Below are 12,607 nucleotides of genomic sequence, written 5' to 3' on the forward strand. Positions count from 1 at the left end.
AATATATGAATAGGCAAGTTATTCTCATAGTTCTTAGACAAATCCAAATAAAGTATTAATGACTGCGCTTATTGAAGTCTCTTTAGGACTTGTGCAAGACCAAAAAGTGTGCTTACTTAATAAGCCTATAAAAATATCAGATGCTGAGTCGACATCTGGGTTTATCTGAGCACAATACTGAGGAAAGCTCATATTAAGCTTAGGTTGAAATGCATCATTAATTTCTTTCTTAACTTGATCTGATAAGTACTCGTAAATAACAGGTGTATCTGTAATTGATTTATTAAAAGTTTTCTGTATAACAAGAACCTGATTATAAGGATGGAGGGTTTCTAGTGGAGAAAGGATCTTGTTAAGAAGATTTATTTGTGATTTTAGTCTTTCAATCTCTTCATTTTTCGATTGTAGTTCTTCTTCTAGCGGTTCGTTTAAATCACTAGTTTCCTCTGTAGCATCTAAAAATACATCATCCTCCGAATCTAAAGATATTATATTTTTTCTAAAAGAAGAACCTGGATTAACCATGTTAGTTGAAACAGTAAGCTCTTTAAGAGAAGCTACTTGCAGTTTTAGTCTTTTGATTTCTTCATTTTTCGATTGTAGTTCTTCTTCTAGCGTTTGATTATTTTCTGTTGTTTCGGAGGCATCTATTAAAGAAGCTTTCCAACCCAAATACCCTTGTAGTTTTTGTTGAAACACACTAGGGCATATGAACCCAGCTAAAGAGCCAACAGGTATCATAGAAGCACAACACAGCGCTTTTATGAAATGAGAGTAAGCTTCTTTATAGTAGTCAGGTGGGTTTTTACGAGAAATTTGAAATGCTGTCCAACCAAAACCCTTATAGGTTGCTGCAAATAAATGAAAGCTTGCGTCTACTAACAAAGAAACAATAGAGAATAAAGCGCATACTCGATCTTCTAAAGAGTCTTTTTGTGTATTGGGGCTTACAGGATTCATAAGACTTTGGGTGCAAGAAAATGTAAGTCTAAATGGCATGGCAATTTTCCCTATAAATATATTATTGAAAAGTAATAACACCCTTAAAGAGTGTTTTTAGCTCAGTTTAATTATTTATTAAGATTGATTCAACCATGCGATCTAGTTGATGAGAAAAATCAAAGCTTTTTACAGATTCGCGAATAGCGATTGCGCTTTTTTCTGTTTTGGGATGAGAAAGAGCTATGTGTAGAGCTTGGGCAAATGAGGATATATCTTCTAAAGACTCAATTACCGTTCCAGTAGAGGGAGATAGAATTTCTGAGCCGCCATTACGCGCTGAGGATACCACAAACAAACCCATGGCAAGAGCTTCCACTGTAACATTGGCAAAAGGATCATAAAAAGAGGGGATAACTAAAGAATCAGCATATTGATAGAATTGATAAGTGTCATTTCTAGGTCCAAAGAAGGTAACTTTAGATTCTAGATTTAATGCCGATACTTGTTGCTGAAAGTCTATTAAATGATATTCTTTTCCAATCACGCTTAAATGAAAGTTCTGATTGCTTATCAAAGAAAGAGCTTGTAGTAACTTAGATAAGCCTTTACGGCGATAATTATTTCCAATAAATAAGAAGTGGTAGCAAGAAGAAGGAAGTTTTAAGTCTTGAAGGATAGCTTGTTTTTTTTGATGCCAACTTTGAAAATGAGGCTCTAGGACAGTCCATTCTACTCCGTTATGCACAACTTGTATTTTTTCTGGAGCAATATCATAGTAGGAAAGCACTTCTTGTTTTACAAGGTGTGAATTAGTAAATAAAATCTGTAATTCGGGGTGCTCAAAGGCTTTTTTTTCCAACTGCAAAGTCATTTGATGTAGAGGATTAAAAAAGAAGCTAAGTTTTTTGTATATGCCCTCTTCTTGTGCTCGGTAGTTTAAATAGGCTGCATGCACTCCATTTCCTGCACGAATATGCGTTTGGAATTGATTGCGATCTAATCCAAAAATAATCGGTGTAGGATGCTTTTTTATGTATTGCGCGCAGCAACGATTAAATTGCAGTAGATTTAAAACACTTAATCGATAGTCAATAGGAAAAGAAACAATATTAAGATAATCTGATTCAAAGGGAGGATGAGAAGTTCCTGTTGTTAATAGAGTTACAGGAAACTTTTTTTGGCAAAAGCTTTGAGCTATCTGCCAAGTGTATTTTTCTAGTCCACCTGTTTGTGTAAGGCTGCTTTTTAAAAGGGTAATTCGGTGTTTCATTTATTACAATTTAGAAGATGTGGTTATGCTAACAGAAGAATCCATTTCTTCGATAGTAATTAAGTTTTTTTTCAGGGAAACAGATAAGTTTAGCTTTGTTTCATCTACTTTGAATAACTGTAGGCGATTTACATAACTACGGAATCGATTTCTTAAATACTCCTCTCTTAATATAGGAGCTAGTAGCAAAATATCTGGATCAACTAGCTCTCCGTTAAAAGCTTGCACGTATTGGTCCTCTAATTGTCTGGGATTAACCAGCTGTAAATTCCAAGAAAGAATTTCTTGCTTGGCCTGTGGTATAACGATAATTTCAATTTGTAGTTTTTTTTCTACAAGATTTAAAAAGCGAGGCCCAACACCATTAAGCAAAAGAGGGATCTGAATGACGCCTTGTCCGTGTATTTTTTTCAGCAAACTAGATTCAGCTAATTGGATTGTGTCAGGGTTTAATTTGCTTAAAGTTTCAATAGGGAAGAATAAAGATACAGGAATAGGATGATTAAGAGGAGAAAAACGAGAACGAATAAAATCAATTCTAAGTAATTTTGCTTTTGGATCATCGATAGAGATAGGAGCATCACCTAAAGAAGGTACTCTAATCTGTTTCCAATAATCAGGGACAAAAAAACTGATGATTTCTTGTTCATCGTGATCTAGAGCATCAAGTTGTGACTTTTTAATCTCATTGAGATTTAAGGTGAGCCTTAACTCTTTTTCCTTGAGTCGTTTTAAAGTATCTTCAGGACCTTGTACTGTAAGAAGTAAGCGATAAGGCCAAACATCTAAGAACTGATAGCCACGCGGAGCTTCTCCTACAGGTTTAGTGATAATAATAGGAATTTGTTCTGTTACTAAGTTAGTCATCCGTACAATAAAGCTAGGATATTGAACGCGCTTAATCCCCTTAGATAGATCAATTTCAGGATTTAGCGAGGACAAGCTTTTTTTAGATATTATGCCCATGAACTCATCTGGTTTATCCGCTGCATCCAATATAACTTCCAAATCATAAGAGCTTAGCTCCTCAATAATGGTTTTATTGCCAGTGACTGTCAGATTGAGTTTTTTAACAAGGTGTCCGTTTGTCTGGATTCCCTCCAATGTTTTCCCTGGAGGTAGATTAATGATGCGAATAGGCACATTATTAATAGTGCGTGTGCTAATCAGTGTTTGGTTCACAATAAGCCAGATAATAATTGCTAAAATTAAGGCTACAAATTTTCTAGGCCAATTAGAGAATATTTTGGAGATTACAGCGTTCATTTCTGGAACCAACTTCTAAAGTTTAGTTTAGATTTAAAATTTGTATTCATAGGAGCAGGAGGTGTGAAAATGCTGCGGATAATCCCTTTAAACCTATCAATTTTTACACCAGGTGTCATTACTCCATCACGAGCAATAGAAACTCTGCCAGCTTCTTCGGATATAATGATAATCACAGCATCTGTCAATTGACTCGCTCCTAAAGCTGCTCTATGTCGTGTGCCCATGGACCTGGTGAGTTGCAGGCTATCTTCAGCAAGAGGCAGAATTACGGAAGCTGCAAGAATAGTTGTATTGCGAATAATAACCGCACCATCGTGCAGAGGGGTTGTCGTATCGAAAATAGATTCTAGTAGCTCGGAAGAAAAGGTTGCATTGAGTTGTATGGCTTTACTAGCAAAATCATCTAGAGAGTCTTCGTTTTCTAATAGAATAAGAGCTCCGAGTCTTTTTTCTGCAAGACGATACACAGAAGTTCCTAAATGGTCTAAGAATTTATCAAATTCTGTTACCTCTTTGTAACGACGTCCCTTGGGGCTAAGTTTAGATAACGCTACACGCATTTCCGGCTGAAAGATGATTAATAACCCCAATAATGCTGTGTTGCTTAACAATCCTATAATTCTATGTAGTATTGGGAAATTTAACCAAGAAGCAAAGGCAAAAGCGAATAAAATAGCTAATAATCCTAATACCACATCCATGGAACGTGTGTTCCAGAAAAACATAAGTAAATAGTTAATCACCACAGTGATTACTAGAATTTCAAAGAGGGAAGTAAAACTGTGAAAAATCGCACTCATTTTTTACATCTTAGGAGTTATTTGATATAGTTTGAACCCAGGCAAACTATAACAGAAAAGGTAGCTAGAAAGAAGAATATTTTTTAATTTAAATGATCTTCGCTGATCTTCGCTTTGAGTTTTTTTCGCGATGTTGTTAGGATCAAGAACTATTCATTTTTTAAACTTAAGAAGAGAGCTTCATGGATGTTGTTATGTTGTCTCGAATTCAATTCGGGCTAACAAGTGCATTTCACTATATTTACCCTCCTTTAAGTATTGGTATAGGGTTAATGCTTGTGATTTTTGAAGGTTTTTATTTAAAAACAAGAAATATTCTTTATCAACAAATTGCAAAGTTTTGGACAAAAATTTTTGCTTTAACATTTGCTCTTGGTGTAGCAACAGGACTTGTGCAGTTGTTTGGGTTTGGTACAAATTGGGCTAATTATTCACGTTTTGTAGGAGATGTATTTGGAAGTGCTTTGGGAGCAGAAGGGATTTTTGCTTTCTTTTTAGAGGCGGGCTTTTTAGGAGTTATGCTATTTGGCTGGGAAAGATGCACTCCTAAATTTCACTATTTTGCCACCATTTGCGTAGCCTGTGGTGCGCATTTTAGCGCTATTTGGATTGTTGTAGCCAACTCTTGGATGCAAACGCCCGCTGGGCATATCATCTCAGGTGAAGGTAGACAAGCGCGCGCTATCATTCATAATTTTTGGGAAATGGTCTTTAATCCTTCAAGCGTAGATCGCTTAATTCATGTCATTTTAGGTTGTTGGTTAGCAGGGATCTTTTGCATTTTGAGTGTGAGTAGTTATTATTATTTAAAGAAACGACATACTTTATTTACAAAAGCCACTTTGCGTATATCTTTAATCGCAGCAGCCATTGTTCTCATCCTGCAACTCATTTCAGCAGATAGCACAGCAAGAGGAGTTGCAAAGAACCAGCCTTCAAAACTAGCAGCTATGGAAGGGATCTATGTAACAGAGCCTAGGACCCCAATTGCTCTACTAGGTTGGACCGATGATGTGGCAAAGAAGGTAAGAGGAATTAAAATACCAGGCCTTTTGAGCTTTTTGGTCTTTCATGATTTTAATACACCAGTTACTGGGTTTGATCAAATACCAGAAGACGAAAGACCTCCTATTCAAGTGGTTTTTCAATCTTACCATATGATGATTGCGATGTGGTCTCTAATGGCTTTGCTCACCATTTTAGCCTGTATTCAATACAGACGTAAAAAACTCATGCATTCTAAATGGATTTTACGTGGCTTAGTGGCTTCTGTTATATTTCCTCAGATTGCCAATTTTAGTGGCTGGATGACAGCAGAAGTTGGAAGACAGCCATGGGTTGTCTATGGAATTCTTAAAACAGTGGATGGTATTTCAACCAATATTCATAAAAGTCAGGTCTTTTTTTCGATTATGATGTTTTTAGTGATTTATGCCTTGTTGTTTACTCTATTTATTTATCTGCTTAATCACAAGATACAACACGGCCCAGAAGAAGATGTTTTACCAATACAGCAGGATCTAGTATACCGTAATCCTTTTGAGAAAGAGGTTTAAAAAATGGAGTTCACCCTTAGCTTTACCTGGTATCTTGTAATAGGTATTGCCATCATTTTTTATGTTGCTTTAGACGGTTTTGATTTAGGAACTGGAATGCTGCATTTATTTACAAAAACAGATCAAGATAGACGTATTTTTTTAAATGCTATAGGCCCTGTTTGGGATGGGAATGAGGTGTGGCTTGTCATTGTAGCCGGTGGTTTGCTTGCCGGATTTCCTCCCGTGTATGCTACCTTGTTATCAGGCTTTTATAATCTCATTATGATTTTTCTTTGTGGGCTTATTTTCCGCGCAGTAGCTATTGAGTTTCGTAGCAAGCAAGCTTCTTTATTGTGGCGCAAAGTTTGGGATATTACCTTTTCAGTTGCCAGTTTTATCATTGGGTTTATTTTAGGTCTTGGATTGGGTAATTTAATCCAGGGCGTTCCTCTGGATCAAGAAGGCAACTTTGTAGGAAACTTTGGTTTATTTTTCCGTCCTTACCCTGTTTTGATTGGATTATTTACTACAACGCTATTTATTATGCACGGCTCTATCTATTTAACTATGAAAACAGAAGGGGTGTTGCATGAGCGATTACGCATTTGGGTTAAACGCTGCATCCTCTTATTTGTCATTACCTATTTTATCACAACGCTTTCTACCTGGATGTTTATGCCTCACATGGTAGAACGTATTAAAGAGTATAGATGGCTTTCTCTTGTTCCAATAGCTGCCTTATTAGCTATTCTCAATGTACCCAGGTTATTTGCCCTAAAAAAAGACTTCCAAGCCTTTCTTTTTTCCTGTTTAGGGATTATGCTTATGCTTGTTGTTTTTGGAATAGGCACATTTCCCAACCTTGTACGCTCTTTAATAGAGCCAGATCTTTTAAGTCTTAATTTCTTAAACGCTTCTGGTTCAGAGTTAAATCTTACCGTATTGTTGATTATTGTAGCTATTGGGCTTCCCTTTGTCTTTTGTTATAGCGCTATGATTTATCGCGTTTTTAGAGGAAAGGTTAAGATTGAGTCTTCAAGTTATTAAAAGTTTAAACAGCTTCAGTTGAATTTAGGCAGGGAAAGATTTTTTCAAACTCTACCAAAGCTTCTGTGGCGCTAATACGTTTTTCCCAAGAGGTTTCCAGCATTTGGTCTATAAGGGAGCTTAGCTCTTTAGAGCTTTCTTTCTTGATATAAGAGCCTAATAGGTTTCCTAGCACAATACCCATAGCGTAAATATCTTTACGTAGAAGGAGGTTTTTTAGGCATGTATTAATTTCATTTCTTGCATCAGTTATTTTTTCAGAGCGTAATTTTCTACGCAAAGAACGATATGCTATATGATCTTCGTCTGACTCATAAAAAGGGGTACCGGTGTCTGGCCATTTAGCTTTTTTTGATAGATCAACGGCCCCTCCAAAATCTGCAATAACGCATTCTATAGAACCATTGCTCTTTCTCCGAAATAGACAATTTGCCTCTTTAATATCTCCATGGATAATTTGCTGATTTTCCAATTCTTGTAGCCCTTTAAGAAGCTGTCTAACAGACTCTATTTTTTCATCTGGCTTTAATCTTCGTATTACACTAGAGAGAGAGCAATCATATTTTGGTGCTATGTATCCACGATAATTTATGTCTTTAAAATTAAATAAAGAATAAGGTTTTTGTTGAATCCCAACTGGATTGCTATCAGTAAAAATCTTATTTAAAATGATGCTCTCGTTTTTGATATCTTCATGAAGCTCAGAATCATAAGCTACTTTTGCTACAGATAGTCTACCCATAGATAATTCTTGGACAGTTAATACTTTCCCACAGGCCCCTTCTCCTAGAACATCCTTTGTAAATAGTGTTAATAAAGGCCATTCTTGATCTTCTTGCTTTTTTAAAAAAAGTATGTTTCCATCTTTTAGTGAGTAACTAGCTTCTTGTTTTTGTTTGGAAGTAAATTTAGAAAATGCTGTTAACCCAAGCAGCTTACGAAAATCAGTTTTTGATATTATGGGTTCACCATTAACGGTTTTTAAATCATTACCATCCTCTGTATATCTTGTTTTTATTTCTTGAAAAAACGCGTCTATTTTCTTTTCAGTTTCGCGAACTATTTCAAACTGCTTTTTAAGCGCTGCATTAAAAGCTTCATCTGAACAGATTTTTTCAACCTTAATGCCTAGTCTGTTTGAAAGGCTATTAATATTAATATAGATTATTTTTCCTTTATGTGTAGTTTTGAGGAATTTAAAGGGCATTGTAGATAAGATAAAAGACTTACTGCGCCCAAGAAAATCATCGCCAATAACTTCGACATATACATTTGCTGTTTGATTAGGGATATCATTTGATAGTAATTCAAATTTCAAACGGTTCTTTTTTGAACCAGCAGATAATTCCATCTTTCCAGGTGATTTATTGTATGTTTCTGAAGCTGTTGTTTTTTCAATATTAATAGTATCTATATAACAAGACATTAAAAACCTATATTTAATTTTTTAAGTAAGTTATATGTTAACAGTTAAATGTTAATATCAATTAAACATTAGCCTCTTTTTAATATATAAAAAGGATCCTCCTCTTGCTATTAATATTTCCAATGTTATTAGACAAGGTCTGTTCGATTTGATTTTTTTATGTAATCAATTTAAAATCAAAGACATACATGTTTAGCAGCTTTGCCTAAATACAAAAATCTAACGGATAAGTTTGCTCATTGACAAAGAAATGCTTAAGTCATTTTTTAACAAGTTAAAATTTACTTTAAAAATCTATATCTCTTTCTATAATAGATTGTTAAGACAAAAAAACCTTATTTTTTATTATAAAATTATAAAAATCTAATTTATTAAATATAAACAATTAATAATTATACTAATTGTAATTAATTATATAAATAAGGTTTATATGAAAATAAGTATCGATCATGGTAAAAACCTCTATCAGCAAATAGTATTCTCAAAGGTAATGCAATCCTTAGCTTGGGTTGCATTGGCTATTATAGCTCTTCCGACCGTGGTTGGTTCTTATATAGCCATACAAAAAGCGGTACATGTTTGGGATAAAGTTCAGACGCCAACTACAGCTAAAACAAATCGAGTTGCTTCAAGCTCCAGCTTAGGTAAAAACTCATTAGAAAGAGCTTTAGACCAATGGGTAAAAGAGGCTCCATTAGGGGAGAATCGAGTTAGAGCCAAAAAGCGAATTTTATTTTTTATAGATAGCCAAAGTACTTACTTAGATTTGTCTAAATTAGGCTTAACTTCATTACCTGATATTTTTAATAACCCTTGTTTCTGCAAATTGAAAGAATTATTTCTTGAGAATAATCAGCTTAAAGCTTTGCCTAGTACGATTGGTCATTTAAAAGGACTACAATGGTTAAAAGTTTATAAGAATCAACTACTCATTTTACCTAAAGAAATCGGTAAATTGCGTAATTTAAAAATGCTGGATCTTCGACATAACCAACTTGAGCACTTATCCAAAGAAATAGGTGAACTTCTCCTATTAGAATGGCTAGTTCTTAATGATAATAAACTTACAAATCTGCCTGAAGAAATAGGTGGATTAATCCATCTGAAAACGTTAAATCTCCCACATAATAAGCTTGAGAGCTTACCTAAAGAAATGGGCAAGCTTCTCCTATTAGAATGGCTAGATCTTGAAGATAATCAGCTTAAAGCCATTCCTCATACAATTGCTGATCTGCCCGCTTTAGAGAGACTAAATCTTAGAAAGAATAGTCTAGAATCCTTAAAGCTTAAAAACCCAAATCCTACTCCTGCAGAGATTGTAAAAGATCTAACAGGCAAACCGATCAAATTTCAAGCTCTAAAATGGCTTAACCTTGCAGAGAACAATCTTAAAGAATTACCTAGTGAAATTGGGGATGCAAAAGAACTAGAATGGTTAAATCTTAGTCATAATAAACTGGCAAGATTACCTTCCTCATTTGGGCATTTACAAAAATTAAGAAACCTTAATCTTAGCTATAATCAGATTGCTTATTTAATTAATAATCTTAGCAAACTACTTAAAACACTAGATATTAGCCATAATAAGCTTATAGAGTTGCCTTCTACACTTAAGTGGTTACAGGAACTAGAATGGCTAAACCTAAGTCATAATCAGCTAAAGGCCTTTCCTCTTGAAAACCTGCAAGCTGATCTTAAGCTTAAGCGACTACCCATGCTACAATGGTTAAATCTTAGTCATAATGCTCTTACAGAATTGCCTAAAAAAATAGATAAACTCGCAAATCTAGAAAAAATAGATTTAAGTCACAACCAGCTTAAAAAAACATTGTCGAGAAACATTGGTAAAATGTTGATGTTAAAAGAGCTAAACTTTAGCCATAACTATATTGAAACGCTCCCTGATGAGATAGGAAAACTTGTAGGCTTAATAGAGCTAAACCTTAGTTATAATGATATCGAAAATCTGCCGCATACAATGGGTCTTTTACATAAATTAATAAAGCTAAATGTTAGCTATAATAATCTAAAAACTCTAACTTATACACTTGCTAAATTAGAAAACTTAAAAGAATTCAATGTTAGTAATAATAAAATTATAGCATTGCTTAAAGGAATTAGCAATTTGCAGAATTTAGAAGTATTGAATCTCGGCTTTAATCTTGATTTGCGCTCTCTTCCTATTAAAAAAATAGCAAGGCTTTCAAAAAATTGTGAGATTGAATTAACAGGGTGTAAACTCTTTAGAAATGAGCTATTGGAATTGCGTGCTATTCAGGAATCTCATAAAGGTCCTTCTATTAATTTTTCTAATATAGCAACAAAACCTATCGAAAAATCCTTAGCGTATCTATATGGCCTAATTCATAAAAATCCCATGGAATTACCCCATCTTCAAAGAACGCAAGAATTGACTTATTGGTTAGATTTGGTTTCTAATCCTGAGCTTAAGATCTCCCAGAGGGATAAGCAGGCTTTTGCTCAGAAAATCATCAGTTATTTAGAACGTGCTAATGAAGATGATGAATTTATACATACATTTTATGCTCTTATTGAGGAACCATTCAAAAATGTAAAAGATCAGATAGAGATCTCTACGGAGGAATCTGTGTCTAAAAAACTAGAGATATCTATTCTGAATTTAGATCTTGCTTATAAGCTCTCAACAATTGCTTATAAAGGCATGAAAGAATTAGCTGGTTTTCTTAAAGACGTATGGATTGTCAATATGCTAGGGCAACTTGCTCGTAATAAAGTCCCAACTTTTCCCATTTTTGACAAAATGGAAACAGATCTTGGCTTTTTAAATAACCTTATAAAAGAGAAAAATCTTGTAGATGTTCAAGATATGCTCTATTTCATCTGTAGTGCACTAAAACAAGAAGATTTAGAAGAAGCTAAACAGATTTTAAACAAACTCTCAGATCAAGAAGCCTATTTTGAATTTCTTATCAATAACGATAAATGGAAAGAGAGTCTTGAATTAAAATACCCTAAACAATTTGCATCTATGGAAAATCAAAAGAAACATGCTGCAGATAGCTTAACGGATCTTACCAGAGAGAATAAAGCAATTCTCAAAACCAGGTTTGATCAAAAATTAAAAGAATTAACAAAAAAATCTCTATAAAATCCTTGCCGATAAAGGGTTAATTCTTTTTTTTTAGAGTCCATGATTTTTTCTTGACATTTAGACAATTTGGTACAATATTACGGATATAGATGAAATTGTCCGCGTTTTTGTACCATGAAAAAAAAATCAAAATTAAAAAATAGCATTGCAGTTTTTCGAAAAGCGGGGGGGGGTTCTTACCATGTCAGAGGCTATAGACCTTGGTATGCATCGTAGAGAACTTTATTTGCTGCGAGATAGAGGGGATTTGGAAGTTATTAGTAGAGGTTTATATAGACTAATTGAGCTTCCAGAGCCTTCCTTGCCTGACTTTATTCCAGTATCTAAAAAAATCCAAGGTGGAGTTATCTGCCTCATCTCTGCTTTGGCATTTCATGAAATCACTACTCAAATTCCTCATTTTGTTTATGTTGCTTTGTCAAGCCATGCCCATAAACCCAAGATTGCTTATCCCCCTATGCGTTATTTTTGGTATTCTGAAAGGTTATTAACAACAGGAGTTCAGAAATACACGATCGATGGATGCATCATTAAGATTTTCGATATTGAAAAAACCCTTATTGATTGTGTTAAATTTCGCAATAAAATCGGGATGGATATCGTTCTTGAAGCCTTAAAAATGTACTGGAAAAGTAGAAAAACGAATCTAGATAAGCTTTTTGAATACGCTAAATTATTTCATGTTGAAAAGATTTTAAAACCAATTATGGAAACAATTGTTAGTGGATAAAGCAATAGAAAAGCCGAAGAAGCAGGGCGATTTAACTAAAAATTTTTGATAGCAGATTAGGTAATATACTCTAGAGATTTAGAATTAAGGATTTACAATATGAAATTTTTTAGAGAGGAGACTTTTTAATTCCTCTTTGAAAGTGGAAATATTTTCAAAAAAACTAAGAGTTGCTTTCTTGAATTCTACGAATTTTTCATAATATTGATTATTTCGAACTTTGCGATTCATGAATCGCCAAAGTCGTTCAATCAGATTAAGATTTGGAGAATAAGGGGGTAAGAACTTGATTTCTATTCTAGAGTTGTTGAGATGCTCAGAAACCAGTTTTGACCTATAATAACTTGCATTATCACATATCGCTATAATGCGTTCTGCATGGGGATATTGCTCTTCTAATTTCTGAAATAAGCTAATGGTAGATTGCGCATTTATATAATCTGCAACAATGG

Annotated in this window: 10 protein-coding genes; 4 read left to right on the plus strand and 6 right to left on the minus strand. The window is 34.2% G+C overall.

Annotation, left to right across the window (positions count from 1 at the left end; genetic code table 11):
• Positions 1–33 precede the first annotated feature (33 nt).
• The 4 genes from RHTP_RS01520 to RHTP_RS01535 all read right to left on the minus strand — a co-directional run bounded on the left by RHTP_RS01520 (position 34) and on the right by RHTP_RS01535 (position 4,281).
• Entirely contained in the window at positions 34–999 is a 966-nt protein-coding gene (locus RHTP_RS01520) for a hypothetical protein (protein WP_138106345.1), read from the minus strand.
• A gap of 67 nt (positions 1,000–1,066) precedes the next feature.
• The gene (locus RHTP_RS01525; protein WP_138106347.1) at positions 1,067–2,212 is read right to left on the minus strand and encodes a glycosyltransferase family 4 protein; all 1,146 of its coding nucleotides are present in this window, start codon (positions 2,210–2,212) and stop codon (positions 1,067–1,069) included.
• Between the two features lie 3 nt (positions 2,213–2,215).
• On the minus strand, positions 2,216–3,478 hold the full coding sequence (locus tag RHTP_RS01530) for a YbbR-like domain-containing protein (RefSeq protein ID WP_138106349.1): 1,263 nt from the start codon (positions 3,476–3,478) through the stop codon (positions 2,216–2,218).
• Complete coding sequence (locus tag RHTP_RS01535; protein WP_212742842.1) at positions 3,475–4,281, minus strand: diadenylate cyclase; 807 nt, start codon at positions 4,279–4,281, stop codon at positions 3,475–3,477. The genes RHTP_RS01530 and RHTP_RS01535 overlap by 4 nt, the downstream gene beginning before the upstream one ends.
• A 182-nt stretch (positions 4,282–4,463) precedes the next feature.
• On the opposite strand from RHTP_RS01535, the gene RHTP_RS01540 reads away from it, so the two are divergent.
• Both RHTP_RS01540 and cydB read left to right on the plus strand, forming a co-directional pair.
• The gene (locus RHTP_RS01540) at positions 4,464–5,837 is read left to right on the plus strand and encodes a cytochrome ubiquinol oxidase subunit I (RefSeq protein WP_138106351.1); all 1,374 of its coding nucleotides are present in this window, start codon (positions 4,464–4,466) and stop codon (positions 5,835–5,837) included.
• Positions 5,838–5,840: 3 nt separating this feature from the next.
• Positions 5,841–6,866 carry a cytochrome d ubiquinol oxidase subunit II gene (gene cydB / locus RHTP_RS01545; RefSeq protein ID WP_138106353.1) on the plus strand — a complete coding sequence of 342 codons (1,026 nt, stop codon included), beginning with the start codon at positions 5,841–5,843 and terminating at the stop codon, positions 6,864–6,866.
• Positions 6,867–6,870: 4 nt separating this feature from the next.
• On the opposite strand, the gene RHTP_RS01550 is transcribed toward cydB, so the two are convergent.
• Positions 6,871–8,292: a protein kinase domain-containing protein gene (locus RHTP_RS01550; protein ID WP_138106355.1), complete on the minus strand. Its 1,422-nt coding sequence runs from the start codon at positions 8,290–8,292 to the stop codon at positions 6,871–6,873.
• A gap of 430 nt (positions 8,293–8,722) precedes the next feature.
• On the opposite strand from RHTP_RS01550, the gene RHTP_RS01555 reads away from it, so the two are divergent.
• A complete protein-coding gene (locus RHTP_RS01555) occupies positions 8,723–11,422 on the plus strand; it encodes a leucine-rich repeat domain-containing protein (RefSeq protein WP_138106358.1) in 2,700 nt (899 codons plus the stop codon).
• A 148-nt stretch (positions 11,423–11,570) separates the two neighbouring features.
• Positions 11,571–12,155: a type IV toxin-antitoxin system AbiEi family antitoxin domain-containing protein gene (locus tag RHTP_RS01560; RefSeq protein ID WP_256360123.1), complete on the plus strand. Its 585-nt coding sequence runs from the start codon at positions 11,571–11,573 to the stop codon at positions 12,153–12,155.
• A gap of 84 nt (positions 12,156–12,239) precedes the next feature.
• Here RHTP_RS01560 and RHTP_RS01565 read toward each other — a convergent pair.
• A partial coding sequence (locus RHTP_RS01565; RefSeq protein ID WP_171005696.1) for a transposase occupies positions 12,240–12,607 on the minus strand: 368 nt, incomplete at its 5' end.

This window comes from Candidatus Rhabdochlamydia sp. T3358 (assembly GCF_901000775.1).
Lineage (GTDB): Bacteria > Chlamydiota > Chlamydiia > Chlamydiales > Rhabdochlamydiaceae > Rhabdochlamydia.